General features: G+C 70.0%; 19 protein-coding genes. 1 reads left to right on the top strand and 18 read right to left on the bottom strand.

Translation table 11 applies throughout. The features are described 5' to 3' along the window. The first annotated feature begins 2 nt into the window (after positions 1-2). A complete protein-coding gene (locus G7071_RS16160) occupies positions 3-797 on the top strand; it encodes a helix-turn-helix domain-containing protein (RefSeq protein ID WP_166320420.1) in 795 nt (264 codons plus the stop codon). On the opposite strand, the gene G7071_RS16165 is transcribed toward G7071_RS16160, so the two are convergent. The 18 genes from G7071_RS16165 to G7071_RS16250 form a co-directional block, all read right to left on the bottom strand. Next, complete coding sequence (locus G7071_RS16165) at positions 755-1,192, bottom strand: type II 3-dehydroquinate dehydratase (RefSeq protein WP_166320421.1); 438 nt, start codon at positions 1,190-1,192, stop codon at positions 755-757. The two genes, G7071_RS16160 and G7071_RS16165, sit on opposite strands and share 43 nt — an antisense overlap. Next, positions 1,189-2,301: a 3-dehydroquinate synthase gene (aroB, locus tag G7071_RS16170; RefSeq protein ID WP_166320422.1), complete on the bottom strand. Its 1,113-nt coding sequence runs from the start codon at positions 2,299-2,301 to the stop codon at positions 1,189-1,191. Before aroB ends, G7071_RS16165 begins: the two co-directional genes overlap by 4 nt. Beyond that, on the bottom strand, positions 2,298-2,828 hold the full coding sequence (locus G7071_RS16175) for a shikimate kinase (protein WP_166320423.1): 531 nt from the start codon (positions 2,826-2,828) through the stop codon (positions 2,298-2,300). The genes aroB and G7071_RS16175 overlap by 4 nt, the downstream gene beginning before the upstream one ends. Positions 2,829-2,853: 25 nt before the next feature. Further along, a complete protein-coding gene (gene aroC, locus G7071_RS16180; protein ID WP_206062833.1) occupies positions 2,854-4,032 on the bottom strand; it encodes a chorismate synthase in 1,179 nt (392 codons plus the stop codon). A gap of 64 nt (positions 4,033-4,096) precedes the next feature. Further along, entirely contained in the window at positions 4,097-4,798 is a 702-nt protein-coding gene (locus G7071_RS16185; RefSeq protein ID WP_166320424.1) for a prepilin peptidase, read from the bottom strand. After that, positions 4,795-5,625: a shikimate dehydrogenase gene (locus G7071_RS16190; protein ID WP_166320425.1), complete on the bottom strand. Its 831-nt coding sequence runs from the start codon at positions 5,623-5,625 to the stop codon at positions 4,795-4,797. Before G7071_RS16190 ends, G7071_RS16185 begins: the two co-directional genes overlap by 4 nt. Further along, entirely contained in the window at positions 5,625-6,776 is a 1,152-nt protein-coding gene (mltG, locus tag G7071_RS16195; protein WP_166320426.1) for an endolytic transglycosylase MltG, read from the bottom strand. Before mltG ends, G7071_RS16190 begins: the two co-directional genes overlap by 1 nt. Beyond that, positions 6,769-7,230 carry a Holliday junction resolvase RuvX gene (ruvX, locus tag G7071_RS16200; RefSeq protein WP_166320427.1) on the bottom strand — a complete coding sequence of 154 codons (462 nt, stop codon included), beginning with the start codon at positions 7,228-7,230 and terminating at the stop codon, positions 6,769-6,771. The genes mltG and ruvX overlap by 8 nt, the downstream gene beginning before the upstream one ends. A gap of 3 nt (positions 7,231-7,233) precedes the next feature. Next, positions 7,234-9,903 carry an alanine--tRNA ligase gene (gene alaS / locus G7071_RS16205; protein WP_166320428.1) on the bottom strand — a complete coding sequence of 890 codons (2,670 nt, stop codon included), beginning with the start codon at positions 9,901-9,903 and terminating at the stop codon, positions 7,234-7,236. Then, positions 9,890-10,177: a DUF6167 family protein gene (locus tag G7071_RS16210; protein ID WP_166320429.1), complete on the bottom strand. Its 288-nt coding sequence runs from the start codon at positions 10,175-10,177 to the stop codon at positions 9,890-9,892. Before G7071_RS16210 ends, alaS begins: the two co-directional genes overlap by 14 nt. Continuing rightward, complete coding sequence (locus G7071_RS16215) at positions 10,177-10,650, bottom strand: hypothetical protein (protein ID WP_166320430.1); 474 nt, start codon at positions 10,648-10,650, stop codon at positions 10,177-10,179. Before G7071_RS16215 ends, G7071_RS16210 begins: the two co-directional genes overlap by 1 nt. Before the next feature lie 55 nt (positions 10,651-10,705). Continuing rightward, on the bottom strand, positions 10,706-11,278 hold the full coding sequence (locus G7071_RS16220; protein WP_166320431.1) for a class I SAM-dependent methyltransferase: 573 nt from the start codon (positions 11,276-11,278) through the stop codon (positions 10,706-10,708). Then, positions 11,275-12,660: a replication-associated recombination protein A gene (locus tag G7071_RS16225; RefSeq protein ID WP_246210080.1), complete on the bottom strand. Its 1,386-nt coding sequence runs from the start codon at positions 12,658-12,660 to the stop codon at positions 11,275-11,277. Before G7071_RS16225 ends, G7071_RS16220 begins: the two co-directional genes overlap by 4 nt. Before the next feature lie 10 nt (positions 12,661-12,670). Beyond that, the gene (locus G7071_RS16230) at positions 12,671-13,870 is read right to left on the bottom strand and encodes an ABC transporter ATP-binding protein (protein ID WP_166320432.1); all 1,200 of its coding nucleotides are present in this window, start codon (positions 13,868-13,870) and stop codon (positions 12,671-12,673) included. Next, on the bottom strand, positions 13,867-14,883 hold the full coding sequence (locus G7071_RS16235; protein WP_166320433.1) for an ABC transporter ATP-binding protein: 1,017 nt from the start codon (positions 14,881-14,883) through the stop codon (positions 13,867-13,869). The genes G7071_RS16230 and G7071_RS16235 overlap by 4 nt, the downstream gene beginning before the upstream one ends. A gap of 15 nt (positions 14,884-14,898) precedes the next feature. Then, positions 14,899-15,915 (bottom strand): ABC transporter permease, encoded by a 1,017-nt coding sequence (locus tag G7071_RS16240; protein ID WP_166320434.1) that lies wholly within the window; start codon positions 15,913-15,915, stop codon positions 14,899-14,901. Between the two features lie 166 nt (positions 15,916-16,081). Beyond that, positions 16,082-17,839, bottom strand: coding sequence for an ABC transporter substrate-binding protein (locus tag G7071_RS16245; protein WP_246210082.1), 1,758 nt, complete (start codon positions 17,837-17,839; stop codon positions 16,082-16,084). 98 nt (positions 17,840-17,937) lie between these two features. Beyond that, complete coding sequence (locus G7071_RS16250; RefSeq protein ID WP_166320435.1) at positions 17,938-18,942, bottom strand: ABC transporter permease; 1,005 nt, start codon at positions 18,940-18,942, stop codon at positions 17,938-17,940. Between the last annotated feature and the right edge of the window lie 45 nt (positions 18,943-18,987).

Raw genomic sequence — 18,987 nt, forward strand, 5'->3', positions numbered from 1 at the left:
ACATGACGGCTGAGGCGGGCACCAGCAGGGACGACGTGGGCGGACTCATCCGGCAGTGGCGCCAGCGCCGCCGGCTCTCCCAGCAGGCGCTCTCGGAGCGCTGCGGCGTCTCCACCCGTCACCTGTCGTGCCTCGAGACGGGGAAGGCCCAGCCGAGCCCCGACATGATCGGCCAGCTCAGCGACGCACTGGCCGTCCCGCTCCGGGAGCAGCGCCGGCTCTACACCGCCGCCGGCTTCGTCCCACAGACCACGGAGCTGCCTCTCGCCTCCCCCGCCCTGGCCCGGGTGAACGAGGCGCTCGAGCTCATCCTGGCGGGCCACGAGCCCTACCCGGCGCTGGTCATCGACGGCGGCTGGGACCTGGTGGCGGCCAACGAGGCGGCATACCGCCTGCTGGCGGACGTGCCCGCAGACCTCCTCGAACCACCGATCAACGTCGTGCGGCTCTCGCTCGACCCACGAGGACTGGGATCGAAGATCCTCAACCTGGACGAGTGGCGTGCCGGGATCCTGAGCAGGATCCAGCACGAGTTCGACACCACCGGGGACGCGCGCCTGGGGGCCCTGCTCGCCGAGCATCCCGCCCCACGCCACCACACGACGCCCGACATCGTCCTCACGGTGCGGTTCCGGTCGGGCGAGGCCGAGCTGTCCTTCCTGACCACGACCACGGTCTTCGGGACGCCCGGTGACGTGACGGTCGCCGAGCTGGCGATCGAGGCGCTCTATCCCGCCGACGCCGCCACGCGCGATCAGCTCAGCGCGGCGGCCAGTGCTGCCAGCGCGTCGCGATAGCCCTCGACGCCCCGGCCGGCGATGGTGGTCAGGGCGTGCGGCTCGACGACCGAGGTGTGGCGGAACTCCTCGGGGCGTGCCTTGGGGTCGGAGATGTGCACCTCGACCAGGGGCGCGGTGAGCTGGGCGCAGGCATCGAAGAGAGCCAGCGAGTAGTGGGTCCAGGCCGCGGCGTTCAGGACGACGGGCACGGCGAAGTCGGCCGCCTCGTTGAGCCAGTCGAGCAGCCTGCCCTCGTGGTTGGTCTGCCTCACCTGCACGTCGAGCCCGAGCTCGTGGCCCCACTGCACGCAGAGGCCGACCAGCTCGGCGTGGGTCGTCGTGCCATAGATCTCCGGCTGCCGCTTGCCGAGCCGACCGAGGTTGGGTCCGTTGAGCACCAGCACCGTGGTCATCGGCTCGCCCCGGTCCCGCTGGCCTGCAGGGCGTCATAGGCCGCGCGCAGGTCGGCCTCGTCGGGTCCGGCCAGGATGCGCGGCCGGGCGATGTCGTCGAGCACCACGAAGCGCAGCTGGCTCCCGCGGGACTTCTTGTCGACCTTCATCGCGGCGTGGAGGTCGTCGAAGGAAGTGTCTGCATAGGTCGTCGGCAACCCGACCCGGCCGAAGGCGGCGCGGTGTCGCTCCACCAGCCCGGGCGTCAGGGAGCCTGCGCGGGCGGCCAGCTCAGCGACATACACCGAGCCGATGGCCACGGCCTCGCCGTGCCGGACCGAGTAGCCGCTCGCCCGCTCGATCGCGTGGGCCAGGGTGTGCCCGTAGTTGAGGACCTCCCGGCCGGGGTGTCCGCCAGATCCGCCGGTCTCGCGCAGGTCGTCGACGACGACGCCGATCTTGACCCGGATCGCGCGCTCGATCAGCTCGCGGGTGACGGCGGAGTCGGCGGTCAGGTCTGCGGGGTCGGTGGCCTCGACGAGGTCGAGGATCACCGGGTCGGCGATGAATCCGCACTTGATGACCTCGCCCAGGCCGGCGACGAACTCCTCGCGTGGCAGCGTCGCCAGCAACGACAGGTCGCACAGGACGCCTGCGGGCTCGTGGAAGGCGCCGACGAGGTTCTTGCCGGCCCCGGTGTTGATACCGGTCTTGCCGCCCACGGCCGCGTCGACCATGCCCAGCACCGTGGTCGGCACGTGCACCACCCGCACGCCGCGCAGCCAGGTCGCGGCGACGAAGCCACCGAGGTCGGTGGTGGCGCCGCCCCCGACCGTGACCACCGCGTCGGAGCGGGTGAAGCCGGCCTCGCCGAGTGCCTCCCAGCAGTCCGAGGCGACGGGGGCGGTCTTGGCGCGCTCACCGTCGGGCAGCCCCAGGGCCAGCACGTCGTAGTGCTCGACCAGGCCGTCGACGATCGGTTGGGCCAGCTCGCCCAGGTCGCCGGCATAGAGCACAGCGACGCGCTGCACGGACTCGCCCAGGACCTCGGGCAGCCGGCCGGCCAGGCCGTGCCCGACGATGACGTCGTATGGCGCTGCGCCGCCCACGTGGAGGGTGGTGTCGGTCATGGCGTCACGCCTCCGTCGATGTCGGCCCCGTCGAGTCGGGCCACGACCTCGGCGGCCACCTCGTCGGGCGTGCGGCCGTCAGTGTCGACCACGTGCGTGGCCGCGGCCTCATAGATCGGGGTTCGCTCGTCGAGGAGGGCCTTGATGCGCGACCGGACGTTGCCGAGCAGGAGCGGCCGGCCGATGCCGAGGCCCACCCGCTTGACGGCGTCGGCGAGCCCGACGCGGAGGAAGACCACGGTGTGGCCCTCGAGCAGGGTCCGGGTCTCGGGGTCGAGGACCGCTCCCCCGCCGAGCGAGAGCACGCCGTCGTGGGTGGCGAGCGCGTCGGCGACGGCCGCGGACTCCAGGGCCCGGAAGTGCGCCTCGCCGGAGTCGACGAAGATCTCGGAGACCTCGCGACCGTCGGCGGTCTCGACGTCGTCGTCGGTGTCGCGTGCGGTGACGCCCCACGAGTCGGCGAGCAGGCGCGCGACTGTGGTCTTGCCGGCCCCCATCGGGCCGATCAGCACGACCCGGGGACTCACGCGGCGCCCCTCATCCCACGCGTCGTCATCGGAAGCGCAGCGTGTCGAGGTAGCTCTCGGCATTGCGTCGCGTCTCGGCGACCGAGTCGCCGCCGAACTTCTCCACGACGGCCTCGGCGAGCACGAGCGCGACCATCGCCTCGGCGACGATGCCGGCCGCGGGCACTGCGCAGACGTCGGAGCGCTGGTGGTGCGCCACGGCCTCCTCGCCGGTCGCGACGTCCACGGTCCGCAGGGCCCGCGGGACGGTCGCGATCGGCTTCATCGCGGCCCGCACCCGGAGGATCTCGCCGGTCGTCATGCCGCCCTCGGTGCCACCGGAGCGACCCGACGTGCGGCGCAGGCCCTCGGCGGTGGAGACGATCTCGTCGTGCGCGAGCGACCCGGGCGTCCGAGCGGTCTCGAAGCCGTCGCCGACCTCGACCCCCTTGATGGCCTGGATGCCCATCAGGGCCCCGGCCAGGCGGGAGTCGAGCCGCCTGTCCCAGTGCACGTGCGAGCCCAGGCCGGGCGGCAGCCCGTGGACCACGACCTCGACGACACCGCCGAGGGTGTCGCCGTCCTTGTGTGCCTGGTCGATGCGCTCGACCATGGCCTTGCTCGCGTCGGCGTCCAGGCAGCGGACCGGGTCGTCATCGAGGTGGGCGACGTCCTCGGGCGCCGGCACCGAGCCGGCCGGTGCGGCGACGCCTCCGAGCTCGACGACGTGGCTGACGACCTGGGCGCCCACGGTCTGCTCGAGGAAGTTGGAAGCGACCCGGCCCAGCGCCACCCGGGCGGCGGTCTCACGAGCCGAGGCGCGCTCGAGGATCGGTCGCGCCTCGTCGAAGTCATATTTCTGCATGCCGGCCAGGTCGGCGTGGCCGGGGCGGGGCCGGGTCAGGGCGGCGTTGCGGGCGAGCGCGTCGAGCTCGGCGGGGTCGACGGGGTCGGCCGACATCACCTTCTCCCACTTGGGCCACTCGGTGTTGCCGATCTGGATCGCGACCGGCCCGCCCATCGTCTCGCCGTGCCGGACGCCGCCGATGACGGTGACCTCGTCGGCCTCGAACTTCATCCGGGCACCCCGGCCATAGCCCAGCCGCCGGCGCGCGAGCGCATCGGAGATGTCGGCCGAGGTGATCCGGACGTGGGCCGGCATCCCCTCGAGGATGGCGACCAGGGAAGGGCCGTGGGACTCGCCCGCAGTGAGCCAACGCAGCATGGCCGCAGTCTTTCACGCGGGCTAGCGAGCCCCGTGCCCGCCGTCGGGCGACGAGATGGCGCGGTCAGCCGCCGGTGCTCCCCCACATCCAGTCGCCGAAGGCGGGTCCGAAGACGATGCCGATCAGCGCCCCGATCAGCATCCACGGCCCGAAGGGGTTGTTCCTGCGGTCGACCAGCTTGGCCGCAGCCAGCACGATCCCGCCGACACCGCCCAGCAGGAACGCCGACCAGGCACCGAGCGCGAGTGATCCCACGCCGAGGTAGCCCAGGACGATCCCGAGGATGCCGCTGAGCCGGACGTCGCCATACCCCATGCCGGCGGGGTAGACGAGCCACAGCAGCAGGTAGAAGCCGCCCATCGCCGCCCAGCCGATGGCGGCGCGCAGCGCCAGAGCGGGCTCGCCGCTGGCGACGGCGGCCACCACCACGAGCGGGACGAGGACGGCATAGGTCGGGGCGATGATCCGCGTCGGCAGGAGGCGGGTGCGCCAGTCGACCAGGGCCAGGGCGAACCCGACCGGGATCAGCGGGACCAGGAAGAGCAGGGGCTCGTCCAACCCGATCACGGCGCCGACGACGCCGCCGATCACGGCGCAGGTCACCACCGCGCGCCAGACGAGGCCACGACCAGCGGCGATCTCGGCGTACGGCGTCTTGTCCTCGGCCGGCTCGGCGGGCTCGGGCACCGAGGCGATCAGCCGAGGGACCAGGGTCGCGAGCGCGCCGGCCAGCAGCGCGGCGGCCAGGGCACCGAGGGCACTCATGCCCGGCTGCGCTCGGTCAGGGCTCGCTCCCCCGCGGCCCGCATCACGGCCAACGGCGCGACCGCACCGGTGAAGAGCTCGAACTGCACCGCCGCCTGGTGGAGCAGCAGGTCGAACCCGCCGACCAGCACCCGATCACCGGCGGAGGCGGCGAGCGGGGTCGGCCACGGGTCATAGACGATCTCGAAGAGCGTCGCCGCTCCGCCGCAGGCAGACACGAGGCGGTCGTCCTGGGCCTGCGCGGGAATCGTCGAGGCGACGAGGTCGACCTGGAGATCGGTGACCTCGTCGAGCCGGGTGAGGGACACCTCGGGCCGCGCCGGATGTGCCTGGAGGGTCTCCACCGTCTCGGCGGCTCGCTCCGGCGAGCGGACGGCGACCTCGATCGAACGCACGCCCAGGTCGGCCAGGGCGATCCCGATGGAGGTCGCGGTCGCTCCGCCCCCGAGGATCGCCGCGGTGGACAGGGGTGCGGTGGTGCGCTCACGGATCGCGGCGACCGCGCCGGGGATGTCGGTGTTGTCCCCGAACAAGGAGCCGTCGTCGCGCAGGAGGATCGTGTTGGCCGCACCCGCCAGCCGTGCACGACCCGACAGCTCGTGGACGAGCCCAGCCGCCTCGCGCTTGAGCGGCATCGTCAGTGCCAGCCCGACCCACTCGTCCGACAGTGAGCCCAGGAAGTCGGCCAGCCCCTCGGAGACGACACGGTGGGCGTCGAACTCCCAGTCGAGACCGAGCGCCGCATAGCCCGCACGGTGCAGCACGGGCGAGAGGGAGTGCTCGATCGGGTCGCCGAGCACCCCGCACCGGTGGTGCGTGGCCGCCATCAGCAGGCGTCAGACGTGGTGCAGTACTCCGTGTACTCGTCCTTGTAGGTCAAGAACTCGTCGTAGGTCTCGGCGAACTTGGTCTCGCCGGTCGCCAGGTCGACGGTGACGTAGTAGTACCAGTCGCCGTCCGCCGGGTTGGCCGCTGCTGCGATCGCCGCATCGCCGGGTGCCTCGATCGGGGTCGGCGGCAGGCCGGGACGCGTGTAGGTGTTGTAGGGCGTGTCCTGCTGGAGCTGCTCAGTGGTCAGCGCGACCCCGAGCTCCTGGTCCAGGCCGTAGTTGACGCTCGCGTCGATCTGCAGCAGGCCGTTCGTCCCGCCCTTGTCGCCCGGGCCGTCGAGACGGTTGTAGATGACCCGTGCGATCTTGGGCATGTCGTCGCCCCGGCCCTCGGCCTCGACCAGCGAGGCGATGATCATCAGCTCCGCCGGTGTCTTGCCGAGCTCGGCAGCCTTCTCCTCCAACCCTGCCTCGTCGGCGGCCTGGCGCCAGCGACCGACCATGGCGGCCAGGATGTCCTTGGGCTTGTCCTTGGGGCCGATCTCGTAGGTCGCCGGGAACAGGTATCCCTCCGGGTTGCCCTCGGCATAGTCGGGCAGGCCCAGCGCGGCGCCGTCCTTGAGGGCGGCGTTCCACTTGGCCAGTCCCCACTCGGTCTTCTCGGCCAGCAGTGCCATCGTGTCCTCGACCCGCAGCCCCTCGGGCACCGTGACCGTGGCCTTGACCTGGTTGCTGGGGTCGAGCAGGACAGCGAGGGCGTCCTTCGCGGCCATCTCCTTCTTCAGCTCATAGAAGCCGACCTGGATGCCGGTCGAGTCGGGGTCCGCCGCGGCAGCGTCGAGGAAGGACTGCACGGAGGCGACGACCCCCTCGGCCTTGAGGTTGCGGCCGATCTGGGCCGTGGCATCACCCGGGCTGACCTCGAAGGTCACCGAGCCGCTCCCCGGTCCCGGATAGTCCTCGGCGGAGTCGAACTTGTCACTGACCCAGTCGACGCCCTTGGTCACGGCGAAGAAGCCGCCACCGGCGAGGACTGCCAGGGCGATCAGCACGGCCAGACAGCCGGACCAGCCGCGCTTCTGGCGACGCGAACCGCCCTCGTAGTAGTCGTCGTCGTAGTCCCGGTCGTCGACCGTGTTGTCACTCATCGCTGATCTCGACCATCTCTCCAGGCGCGCGACCACTCGCGCGTTCGGTGTCCAATGCGTTCTGCAGGATGAGTACGGCGGCTGCCATGTCGACCACCGACCTCCGATCTGCTCCCTTGCGACCGCGGTCGCGGAGCATCGACTCCGCCGAGACCGTGGTCAGGCGTTCATCACACAGCCTGACCGGCACGGGATCAATCTGCCGCGCCAGCAGCGTGGCGAACTCCCGCACCTTGAGCGCCGACGGACCCTCCCCGCCGGAGAGCGAGCGGGGCAGGCCGACCACGACCTCCACCGCCTCGGTCTCCGTGACCAGCCGACGCAACCGGGCGACGTCTCCCCGGCCGCGGCGCACGGTCTCGAGCGGGGTCGCCAGGACGCCGGACGGGTCGCTGCGCGCGACCCCGATCCGGGCGTCTCCCGGGTCGAGGCCCAGGCGGGTTCCGTGGCGCATCCCTCAGCCGGCCATCCGCGCGACGTCGGTGCTGACCAGGGCGAGCGCCTCGTCGAGGCGGGTCGCGTCGCTGCCGCCACCCTGGGCGACGTCGTCCTTGCCGCCGCCCTTGCCGCCGATGAGCTGGCCGATCGCGCGGACCAGCTCGTTGGCACTGACGCCGCGCTCGCGGCCCGCGTCGTTGACCGCCGCCACCACCGAGACCTTGCCGTCCTGGACGCCCGCGACGACCACGACACCCGGCCGGGCAGCGTCGAGTCGGCTGCGGACGTCGAGGGCCAGCGTGCGGACGTCGCCGCCACCGGCACCGTCGGCGCGATGGACGACCACAGCGACGCCGTTGACGTCGGCGCTCGCGGAGGCCAGGGCGGCTCCGCCTGCCAGGAGCTGGGTCACGCGCGCCTTCTCGACCTCCTTCTCCACGGCCTTGAGCCGCTCGACGAGGTCGCCGACCCGGCCGACGAGGTCGTCGGGCTGGGTCTTGAGCAGCGTCGTCAGCTGGGACACCACGTCGCGCTCCCGAGCGAGGTAGTCGAAGCCCTCGACGCCGGTGAACGCCTCGATCCGGCGGTTGCCGGAGCCGACGCTGGCCTCACCGGTCACCACGATGGTGCCGATCTGCGAGGAGTGGTCGACGTGCGTGCCGCCGCACAGCTCGCGCGACCACGGGCCACCGATCTCGACGACGCGCACCTTGGTGTTGTCATAGGTCTCACCGAAGAGCGCGATCGCGCCCCACTCGCGGGCCTGCTCGAGGCTCATGTAGTCCCAGGTGACCGGCAGGTCGGCGCGCAGCGCCTGCTGGGAGACCTGCTCGATCTCCCGCACCTGCGCTGGGCTCAGGGCCTGCGTCCAGCCGAAGTCGAGGCGCAGATAGCCGGGCCGGTTGTAGGAGCCCGACTGCAGGGCGCTCGGCCCGAGCACCTGGCGCAGGGCGGCGTGGACGACGTGGGTGCCCGAGTGGGCCTGGCGGGCGCCGGTGCGCCAGCCCGGGTCGACCTTGGCGAAGACGTCGGCGTCTGCCGAGAGCTCCCCCTCGGTGACGCGGACCTGGTGGACGACCAGTCCCTTGATCGGGCGCTGGACGTCGAGCACCTCGACCCGGCCGCCGGCGAAGTCGAGGACGCCTGCGTCCGCGGCCTGCCCACCCGACTCCGCATAGAACGGGGTGCGGTCGAGGACGATCTCACCGACCTCGCCCTCACGCAGGACCTGCGCCGCGCTGCCACCCGAGAGCAGCGCCAACGGCCTCGACTCGGTCTCCAGCGTCTCGTAGGCCAGCCACTGCGTCGGCCCGTGCGCGTCGAGGATCCCGCGATAGACGGTCGTGTCGGCGTGCTGGCCCTTCTTCGCCTTCGCGTCCGCCTTGGCCCGCTCACGCTGGGCAGCCATCAGGCCGCGGAAGCCCTCCTCGTCGACGGCCAGCCCCTGCTCGGCTGCCATCTCCAGCGTGAGGTCGATCGGGAAGCCATAGGTGTCGTGCAGCGCGAACGCCTGCTCGCCGGCGAGCGTGGTCGCGCCCGACCTCTTCACGTCACCCGCGGCGAGGTCGAAGATCTGCGTGCCGGCCTGCAGCGTCTTGCGGAAGGTCTCCTCCTCGCCATACGCCACCCTGGCGATGCGATCCCAGTCGCGGACCAGGTCGGAGTAGGTCTCCCCCATCTTGTCGCGCGAGACCGGCATCAGCTCGGGAAGCGCGGGGTCCTCGAAGCCGAGCAGGCGCATGGAGCGTACGGCGCGGCGCAGCAGCCGCCGCAGGACGTAGCCGCGCCCCTCGTTGCCCGGGGTCACGCCGTCACCGATCAGCATCATCGAGCTGCGGACGTGGTCGGCGACGACCCGGAACCTCACGTCGTCGTCATGGTTGACGCCATACGTGCGACCGGACAGCTCCATCGCGCGCTCGATGACGGGGAACATCACGTCGATCTCATACATGTTCTCCCGGCCCTGGAGCAGGAACGCGACGCGTTCGAGGCCCATGCCGGTGTCGATGTTCTTCTTGGGCAGCGAGCCGGCGATGTCGAAGTCCTCCTTGGACCGCACAGCGCTCAGCTCGTCCTGCATGAAGACGAGGTTCCAGATCTCGAGGTAGCGGTCCTCGGCGCCGAAGTCGCCGTCGGCGCCATAGGCCGGACCGCGGTCATAGAGGATCTCCGAGCACGGGCCGCCGGGGCCGGGGACCCCCATCGACCAGTAGTTCTCGCTCTTGCCCAGGCGCGCGATCCGGTCGTCGGGCAGGCCGGAGACCTGCTTCCACAGGTCGACGGCCTCCTGGTCGTCGACATAGACGCTGGGATAGAGCCGGCTCTCCTCCAGGCCCCAGCCGCCCTGGTCGAGCGGCTTGGTGACGAGGTCCCAGGCCAGCTCGATGGCGCGCTGCTTGAAGTAGTCGCCGAAGGAGAAGTTCCCGCACATCTCGAAGAAGGTGCCGTGGCGGGTCGTCCTGCCCACGTCCTCGATGTCGGGGGTGCGCACACACTTCTGGACGCTGGTGGCGCGCGGCCACGGCGGCGTCTCCTGACCGAGGAAGTAGGGCTTGAACGGCACCATCCCGGCCGGCACGAAGAGCAGGTTGGGGTCGCTGGCCAGCACGCTCGCCGACGGCACCACGGTGTGACCCGCGGCCTCGAAGTGCCCGAGGAAGCGGCGGCGGATCTCACTGGTGTCCATCTGTGTCTTCCTTGTTCGAGGATGCCGTCTCGCCGGCTGTCAGCTCACGTTGGTGCCTGCCCGGGGGCAGCATGCCCAGCTGTTGTCGCAGCTCGACCTCCTTCTCGGCCTGCCCCGCCGCCACCTCTTCGCGGAACAGCCGCAGACCCGTGCCGAGCCCGCTCAACCGGTCGCGCATCCCGTCGGCGGTCAATGCCTCAGCAGCCCGTCGGGCACGGGACATCGCATAGACACCCGCCCCCGCTCCGGCCGCGAACCACAGCGATCGTGCCATCAGGCGGCGTCCTCCCTGGCCTGGAGGTCGCGCAAGGCGGTCTTGAGGTCGGCCCGCCGCTGCTTGCGGGAGCGCCGGACCTGCTGCCTCATCTCGAAGCGGATCCGGTTCCTGCTCTGCGCCGAGAGCGCCCGTCGCAGGCCGTGCGCCAGGCCCGCGGCCTTGATCGTGGTCTCGCGCGCCACGATGTCGGCGAACAGCGCGCCGTCGATCCGGCCCACGTGGATCTCCTCGGAGGAGGTCTGGTCGCGGCCGTCGGGCAGGCCCGTGATGACGTATGGCGACGCCTCCTGCGCGCCGGAGGCGTCGGTCGACGTCGGCACACGCTGCTCGCCGAGCCGGGCCTCGAGGTCGTCGAGCCGGGTCGCGAGGTGGCTGGCCCGCCGCCACAGCAGCGCGCAGGCGAGGACCAGCAGGAGCAGCGCTGCTGCGCCTCCTGCGGCCACCCAGAGCCACACCTGTTCGCCGTTCACCCGCGAAACCCTATAACCCGGTCCACGCGCCCGGGTGGTGGCTCGTGCCGGGACGTCACACCCGACTGACGAGGAGATAGCGCTCGTCGTCGATCTGCTTGCCCCAGTAGACGGACTCCGGCAGATGGCGGACCGAGACCTCGCTGCGGATCGTGCGGACGATCCGCTCTGTCTCCGCTGCCGTGAGCCCGGCACCGGTGCCCCACCTGCCCTCGACGACGACGAGCACGCCGTCTGGTGCCAGGAGCTCCACCCACCTCGCCATCGCTGCCTCGGGATCGGCCAGGGCCCACAGGACGTGGCGGCAGAGCACCACGTCGTAGGCCCGCGGCGGCAGCGTCGGGTTCGAGGCATCGCCCACCACGAAGGTGGCTGTAGGCACCTTGAGGCGTGCGCGCTCGACCATCGCGGGCGAGAAGTCAAGACCGTCCACTGTGTAGCCCGCGTCGGTGAGCAGGCTCGTCAAGGTCCCGGTCCCACAGCCGAGGTCGGCGACTCGCGACGGCGCAGGTGGCATCGCGGCGACGAGCAGGTCTTGCCACGCCCTCCGGACGACGGCGTCGGCCAGACCGTGGTCCGGTTCGGCGTCGAACGACGACGCCTGCCGGTCCCACAGCGCCGAGCTCACGACGAACCCGTGCCGCGGACGATCTTGCGGACCCGCTCCCAGCGGTCCTTGATCGCAGCCTCGGCGCCCAGGGAGGTCGGGCGGTAGTAGGCCGCATCCTCGACGACGTCGGGGGCGTACTGCTGCTCGGCGATCCCGAAGGGCTCGTCGTGGCTGTAGACGTAGGGCTTGGGAGCGCCCTTGTTGTGGCCCAGCTTCGCCGCGCCTGCGTAGTGCCCGTCGCGCAGGTGTGGCGGCACGTTGCCGATCCTGCCGGCGCGGACGTCCGCGCTCGCGGCGTCGATCGCGAGCGTCACCGCGTTCGACTTCGGGGCCACGGCGAGCGCGATGGTCGCCTGGGCCAGGTTGAGTCGGGCCTCCGGCATCCCGATCAGCTGCACCGCCTGCGCGGCGGCCACGGCGGTGGTCAGCGCCGTCGGGTCGGCCAGCCCGACGTCCTCGCTGGCCAGGATCACGAGCCGTCGGGCGATGAAGCGGGGGTCCTCCCCCGCCTCCATCATCCGCGCGAGGTAGTGCAGCGCGGCGTCCGCGTCGGACCCACGGATCGACTTGATGAAGGCACTGATCACGTCGTAGTGCTGGTCGCCCTCGCGGTCGTAGCGCACGGCCGCCTGGTCGACGGCGGCCTCGGCGCAGGCGAGGTCGATCACCGCGTTCCCCTGGGAGCGCGCCGCCCCGGCAGCGGCCTCGAGGCAGGTCAGCACCCGTCGGGCGTCTCCACCGGCCAACCGGACGAGATGTGCCTGCGCGGCCTCGTCGATCTCGAGCTGGCCGGCCAGGCCACGCTCGTCGACCAGCGCCTGCTCGACGACGGCAACGATGTCGTCATCGGTCAGCGACTCGAGTCGGAGCAGCAGGCTGCGCGACAACAGGGGCGAGATCACCGAGAAGAACGGGTTCTCGGTCGTGGCCGCCACCAGGGTCACCCAGCGGTTCTCCACGCCCGGCAGCAGCGCGTCCTGCTGGGCCTTGCTGAACCGGTGGACCTCGTCGACGAAGAGCACGGTCTCGCTGCCACCCCGTGCGAGCTCCGAACGGGCGGCATCGATGGCCGCCCGCACCTCCTTGACCCCGGCAGCGACAGCCGAGACCTCGACGAAGCGGCGCTGCGTCTGCTGGCTCACGATCGAGGCGATGGTGGTCTTGCCGGTGCCGGGCGGACCCCACAACAGCAGCGACATCGACTTGTCGCCCTCGATCAGCTGGCGCAGGGGCGACCCCGCCGCGCGCAGCTGTGCCTGGCCGACGAGCTCGTCGAGGGTCCGCGGACGCATGCGTACGGCGAGGGGAGCCGAGCGGTGCGCCGCGGCCGACAGCGAGCCGCCGCCCGCCTCCGGCCGCTGGTCGCCCAGGTCGAAGAGTCCGTCCGCCGCTGCTTCCACGGAGACGAAACTACGCCCCGTCCCCGCGCACCATCCGTCGACCCGGGAAGTCGTACCACGTGTCGCCGTAGCCGGAACCGCTGCCGAGGTCGGCGTCCGGGCTGGCGTCCGAGAGTCGCTCGCCGTGGCGATCGACGCCCAGCAGGGGCGCGGTGACCGGCTCTGCGGGGTGCTGACCGAGCTCGCCGGCGAAGTGGCAGGCCACCTTGTGCTTCCTGCCGATCTGGATCAGCGGCGGCTCCACCGCAGCGCAGATGTCCTGGGCCAGCGGGCAGCGGGTGCGGAACCGGCAGCCGGAGGGAGGGTTGATCGGGCTCGGGACGTCGCCGGTGAGCTGGATGCGCTCGCGCCGTCCGCCGATGGCCGCCTGCTTCACGTCCGGCACCGCCGAGAGGAGCGCCTGCGTGTAGGGGTGGTTGGCGTGGTTGTAGATCCGGTCGCGCTCCCCGATCTCGACGATCTTGCCGAGATACATCACCGCGATCTCCGGGCAGAAGTGACGGACCACCGCGAGGTCGTGGGCGACGAAGAGATAGCCGATGTTGAACTCTCGCTGGATGTCCTGGAGCAGGTTGATGACCTGGGCCTGGATGGAGACGTCGAGCGCCGAGACCGGCTCGTCGGCCACCAGCAGCTTGGGCTGAAGAGTCAGGGCCCGGGCGATCCCGATGCGCTGACGCTGACCGCCGGAGAACTCGTGGGGATAGCGGTTGTAGTGCTCGGGGTTGAGCCCCACGATCTCCAGCAGCTCCTGCACGCGCGCGAGGATCTGCTTCTTGGGCACGACGTCGTGGATGGCCAGCGGAGTCCCGACGATGGTGCCGACGGTGTGACGGGGGTTGAGCGAGCCGTAGGGGTCCTGGAAGATCATCTGGATCTCACGACGCAGCGGCTTGAGCTGGCGGGCGCCGAGGTTGGCGATGTCTCGGCCCTCGAAGTTGATCTGCCCGGCAGTGGGCTTCTCGAGGCGCGTGATCAGGCGTCCGGTCGTGGACTTGCCGCACCCGGACTCCCCCACGAGACCCAGCGAGTCGCCCGCACGGACCTGGAAGCTGACACCGTCGACAGCCTGGACGTGACCCACCGTCCGGCGGATGAGCCCCGACGACTTCACCGGGAAGTACATCTGCAGGTCGCGGACCTCGAGCAGTGGGGCGGACGAAGCCGCCTCGGGAGTGTCGGCCTGGACAGCGTCGGTCGCCGGGGTCACCGGGCCACCTCTTCCTGGTAGATCGAGTCGGGGTTGGTCAGGTGGCACCGCTTGAGGTGGCCCTCACCGCGCACGCCTGGCAACAGCTCCGGCAGGACTGTCTCGCACAGGTCTCCGGGCACCTTGTCGCGGTGCAGGCACCGCGGGTGGAAGGCGCAGCCCGGAGGTGGGTTGAGCAGGCTCGGAGGGGCGCCCGGGATGGGAATCAGCTTCTCGTTCACGTCGGCGAGCAGGTTGGGCACGCTGGACAGCAGCCCCCACGTGTAGGGCATCTCGGGGTGGGTGAGGATCTCCTTGGTCGGGCCGTACTCCACTGCTCGACCGGCATACATCACCAGCACGTCGTCGGCCATCTCGGCCACGACGCCCAGGTCGTGGGTGATGATGATGATCGCGGTGTTGAACTCGCGCTGGAGCTTCTGGAGAAGGTCGAGGATCTGGGCCTGCACCGTCACGTCCAGGGCGGTGGTGGGCTCGTCGGCGATCACCAGGCTGGGGTCGTTGATCAGGGCCATGGCGATCATGGCGCGCTGACGCATGCCACCGGAGAACTGGTGGGGATAGTCGTCGACCCGACGGTCAGGCTGCGGGATGCCGACCAGCTCGAGCATCTCGATGACCCGCTTGCGGGTGGCCTTCTTGGTGGCGTCGTTGTGGACGCGGTAGGCCTCGGCGATCTGGTTGCCCACGGAGTAGTAGGGGTGCATCGCCGACAGCGGGTCCTGGAAGATCATCGCGACCTCCTTGCCGCGCATCGCCCGGATCTCCTCGTCGGTGATCTTCAGCAGGTCGGTGCCGTCGAGCCGGATCTCGCCGCTGACCTGGGCATTGGTGCCCCGGTGCAGCCCCAGGATCGCCGAGCTCGAGACCGACTTGCCAGAACCCGACTCCCCCACGATGCCGAGGGTCTGGCCCCGCTCGAGCCCGAAGGAGAGCCCGTCGGTGGCCTTGACGACGCCGTCGACCGTCGGGAAGTGCACCTTGAGGTCGTCGACTGTGAGGAACTTGTCCATCGCTGTCTCCACTTCCTACCCGAGCCGGACTCGGGGATCGATGAACGCGTACGAGATGTCGACGATGATGTTGGCCAGGATCACGAACGAGCCGGCCACGACGACCACTCCGATGAGGGTCGGCAGGTCGTAGGCGTTGCTCGCCTGGATGGTGAGCAGCCCCATACCCGGGTAGGCGAAGACGGACTCGGTGATGATCGCCCCGCCGAGGAGCGTCGCGAAGTCGAGGCCGGTCATCGTCACCAGCGGCGTCAGCGCAGCGCGCAGGCCGTGCTTGAACAGCACCACTCGTCCGGACAGGCCCTTGGCCTTCGCGGTGCGGATGTAGTCCTCGGTCATCGACTCGAGCACGAAGGCGCGAGTCATCCGGACATAGCCGGCCATGAACACCAGGGCCAGGGTGAAGGCAGGGATCAGCAGGTTGCCCAGCCAGGAGGCGACCCCACCGTCCACCAGGGAGATGTAGGTCGGATATGGCCACAGCTGCCACTTGACCGCGAGGTACTTGAGGAAGAACACGGCGATGAAGAACGTGGGGAACGCGTAGGCGAACAGGGTGAAGCCGACGATGCCGCGGTCGATGAGGGACCCCTTGAAGACCGCGGCGAGGATGCCGAAGAGCACGCCGCCGACCAGCCACATCACCAGGGCCACGATCGCCAGGGAGATGGAGACGGGCGCTGCCTTCTTGACCAGGTCGTTGACCGTGGCGGAGTTGACGTGGGAGTAGCCCAGGCAGGGCGCCTCACAGTGGGTGACGACCTCGGGTGCGGCTGCCCGCAGCTCGGGATCGGCCGGGAAGTCACGGCCGACCACCACGCCCTTCATGAAGTTTGCCCACTGTTCGTAGACGGGCTTGTCGTAGCCCAGTGCCTTGCGCGCCTGGTCGCGCTGCTGCTCGCTGCAGTTCTTGCCGCAGGCGAAGCGCGCAGGATCGACGGGCGACGCGAAGAAGAGCGCGAACGTCACCAGGGTCAGCGCGAGCACCAGCGCTAGTCCCACGGCGATTCTGCGCACGATGTAGGCCCACATCGGTAGGTCTCACTTCCTCGAAGATCTTGGGTCGCGCCCCTGTGGGGACGCGCGGAGAGCTGTGCGCCGGAGGGATGCCCGGCAGGTTGCTGGGTGGGCACCGAGGTGCCCACCCAGCAACTGATCACTGCAGAGCCCGATGAGTCAGGCTCGGGTCAAGCAGACGTCACTCGGTGACGCCGATGAGACCGATCTCCGGGTAGGACGACGACGCAGCCGTCGTCGTGAAGCCGGTGACCTTGGAGCCGTGGAGCCAGTTGAACTTCGAGGTGTCGAGCGGGATGTACGCGACGTCCTCGCCGAGCTTGGCGTCCGCCTTCACGAGCGCCTCGGTCTGGGCCTCGATGTCGGAGGCGTTGGCCGCCTCGTCCACCAGGGCCTCGAACTCGTCGTTCTGGTAGCAGCCGTAGTTCTGACCACACGTGGTGGGCGAGAAGTTCGGGCGGCTGTCGTAGAGCGGCGGGATGACCGTCATGGCCGACGGCCAGTCAGCACCCCAACCACCCCAGGTGACGTCGAACTCGTCGTCGGGACGCGAGATGACGTCGTAGTAGGTGTCACCCTGCGGCTCGAGGGAGACCTCGAAACCAGCGTCGTCCCAGCCCTGCTTGACAACAGCCATCGCCTTGTCGGCGGTGGGCGAAGCCGGGTAGCCGAGCTTGATCTTCAGCGGCAGCTGGACGCCGGCCTCCTCGAGCAGCGCCTTGGCTGCCGCGGGGTCACCGTCGTTGTTGTTGTCATCGGCGAACGCCGGGTTCTCGGTGTAGCCGGGGACGCTCGGGTTGACGATCGACTCTGCCGGAGCAGCAGCCGTCTCGCCACCGAGGGCCTTGACGTAGCCGTTGAGGTCGAGCGCCTTGGCCAGCGCCTGACGGACAGCGAGGTCCTTCATGTTGTCGCTGTTGAAGTTCGGCGAGAGGTACTGGGTGTAGGGGGAGTCGACGTTGAGGTAACGCTCCTCCACCGGGCCAGTGATCTTCGGGAACTGCGCCGGCGCCACGCGAGCGGTGGTGATGGCGTTCTGGACGTCAGCAGCGTCCTGGATCAGGCGGTCGTTGAAGAGCTCACCTGCGGTGTCGGACGGGTCGATCTGGTAGTCGATCTGGTCCGGCAGGGCGAGACGCAGCGTCTCCGGGTCATCGGTGGCGGGGTCGTAGTTCTCGTTGCGGACCAGGGTCGCGCCGCCGTTCTTGTCCCACTTGCCTCCCTCGACCTTGTAGGGGCCGTTGGAGAGGACCTTCCACTGGCTCTTCGCGCCCTCGTCGAACTCTTCCTTGTACGGGTCCGTCATCATCATGCCGGCGACGGCCTGCGGGAAGTCGGCCCACGGCTTGTTGAAGTTGAAGGTGATGGTCTTGCCCTCACAGCTGACTGCCTCTTCGAAGGCCTTCTGCTGCTCCGGGGTCGCCTTGTAGGGACCCGGGTAGTCCTCCACGTCGATGTAGCTGAGCGTGTAGTTGGGGCCACCGGTGATCAGGTCGTTGGCGAAGACGCGCGAGGTGCCGTACTGGACGTCCTCACACGTGATGTCGCTGCCGTCCTCCCACTTCACGCCGTCCTTGAGCGTGAACTTCCAGACCTTGCCGCCCTCTTCCGAGGTGCCCGTGTCGGTCGCGAGGTCGGGCACCGGGGTGGTCGACTCCTCCGCGTCCTCGGACATCGGGAAGCCGAGCAGGCCGCGATACATCAGGCGGCGGTACCACGCCAGCTGGACACCGTAGTAGATGCGCTGCGGGTCGGACGCCTCGTAGGGGAAGTGCTGGAGCACCTTCAGCGTGCCGCCGGCGGTTGCCTCGGCGGAGCTGCCACTGGGCGAGTTGTCGGTGTCATCGTCGCCACCATCGCCGCCACAGGCAGCCAGGAGGCCAAGCCCCAGGACCGAAGCCGCACTTGCTGCGACGGTCCTCCTCAGATTCATACCCATTTGTTTTCCTCCTTGGACGTGCCGCCTGAACGGCACCTTCGTCGACGCTGTGTCGACGAAAACTTGTGTTGTGCTCCGGTCGGGTGACCCGCTGGGGGTCACCGGTGCCCCTTGGGGTCAAGGGCGTCACGCAGGCCGTCGCCGAGCAGGTTGAAGCACACGACGATCGTGGCGATCAACAAGGCCGGGACGAAGAAGAAGACGAAGTCGGTGTCGGCGTAGGTGAGCGAGTCGAACAAGACGTTGCCCAGCGTCGGCGTCGGCGGCTGGATGCTCACGCCGAGATAGGCCAGCGCCGCCTCGGCGGAGACGAACGCCGGCATGATCAGGGTGAAGGTGACGAGGATCGGCGCCCACAGGTTGGGGAGGATCTCGCGGAAGTAGAGCCGGAACTTCGAGGCGCCCATCATCTTCGAGGCGGCGACGAACTCACGCTCGCGCAGCGACAGCACCTGCCCACGCACGATGCGAGCCACGCCCGTCCACCCGAACAGACCGAGCACCGCCACGACATAGAGCGCCCTGGTGGGGTTGCCGGGTGGCACGCCCATCACCTCGGAGATGAAGGCGAACGCCACGGCGGAGAGGGCGAGCAGCATCAGCGTCTGGGGGAAGGCGAGCGTCAGGTCGATCACGCGGCCGATGATGGCGTCGACCCAGCCACCCGAGGCCCCCGAGATGATCCCGAGCGTCACGCCGATGATCACCGCGATCAGCGTCGCCGTCAGCGAGATCGCCAGCGAGAAGGAGATGCCGTACCAGACGCGGGACAACACGTCGCGGCCGATGCCGGGCTCGACGCCGAGCCAGTGGTCGCCGGAGATGCCGCCCCACTTGCCGATCGGCAGCTGGAAGGGGTTGAGGAGGTCCTGGTTGGGGGTGAAGGGATCGAGGAACCCGACCTTCACCAGGATCGGCGCAGCCAGGGCGGCCACGAAGTAGAGGATCACGACGATCAACGAGAACATCGAGAGCTTGTCCTTGCGGAAGCGGTCCCTGGCCAGCTTGCCCGGGGACTTGTTCGCCACTGCACCGTCGGTCCCGTCGGTGGGCTCCTCAGCGCCAGCGAAGTGGCTCTCGAGTTCGGTGCCCGGTGCAGTCATTTCCACCTCGTCGTGTGCGCTTCTGGTTCGGTCCGGGCACGCGAC

It is taken from the genome of Nocardioides piscis, assembly GCF_011300215.1.
Taxonomy (GTDB): domain Bacteria; phylum Actinomycetota; class Actinomycetes; order Propionibacteriales; family Nocardioidaceae; genus Nocardioides; species Nocardioides piscis.

What these genes read in the sequence shown, in the direction of transcription:
- G7071_RS16160 (WP_166320420.1), top strand. Translation starts at nt 3, where the DNA reads ATGACGGCTGAGGCGGGCACCAGCAGGGACGACGTGGGCGGACTCATC.
- G7071_RS16165 (WP_166320421.1), bottom strand. Translation starts at nt 1,192, where the DNA reads ATGACCACGGTGCTGGTGCTCAACGGACCCAACCTCGGTCGGCTCGGC.
- aroB (WP_166320422.1), bottom strand. Translation starts at nt 2,301, where the DNA reads ATGACCGACACCACCCTCCACGTGGGCGGCGCAGCGCCATACGACGTC.
- aroC (WP_206062833.1), bottom strand. Translation starts at nt 4,032, where the DNA reads ATGCTGCGTTGGCTCACTGCGGGCGAGTCCCACGGCCCTTCCCTGGTC.
- G7071_RS16185 (WP_166320424.1), bottom strand. Translation starts at nt 4,798, where the DNA reads ATGAGTGCCCTCGGTGCCCTGGCCGCCGCGCTGCTGGCCGGCGCGCTC.
- G7071_RS16190 (WP_166320425.1), bottom strand. Translation starts at nt 5,625, where the DNA reads ATGGCGGCCACGCACCACCGGTGCGGGGTGCTCGGCGACCCGATCGAG.
- mltG (WP_166320426.1), bottom strand. Translation starts at nt 6,776, where the DNA reads ATGAGTGACAACACGGTCGACGACCGGGACTACGACGACGACTACTAC.
- ruvX (WP_166320427.1), bottom strand. Translation starts at nt 7,230, where the DNA reads ATGCGCCACGGAACCCGCCTGGGCCTCGACCCGGGAGACGCCCGGATC.
- alaS (WP_166320428.1), bottom strand. Translation starts at nt 9,903, where the DNA reads ATGGACACCAGTGAGATCCGCCGCCGCTTCCTCGGGCACTTCGAGGCC.
- G7071_RS16210 (WP_166320429.1), bottom strand. Translation starts at nt 10,177, where the DNA reads ATGGCACGATCGCTGTGGTTCGCGGCCGGAGCGGGGGCGGGTGTCTAT.
- G7071_RS16235 (WP_166320433.1), bottom strand. Translation starts at nt 14,883, where the DNA reads ATGGACAAGTTCCTCACAGTCGACGACCTCAAGGTGCACTTCCCGACG.
- G7071_RS16240 (WP_166320434.1), bottom strand. Translation starts at nt 15,915, where the DNA reads ATGTGGGCCTACATCGTGCGCAGAATCGCCGTGGGACTAGCGCTGGTG.
- G7071_RS16245 (WP_246210082.1), bottom strand. Translation starts at nt 17,839, where the DNA reads ATGGGTATGAATCTGAGGAGGACCGTCGCAGCAAGTGCGGCTTCGGTC.
- G7071_RS16250 (WP_166320435.1), bottom strand. Translation starts at nt 18,942, where the DNA reads ATGACTGCACCGGGCACCGAACTCGAGAGCCACTTCGCTGGCGCTGAG.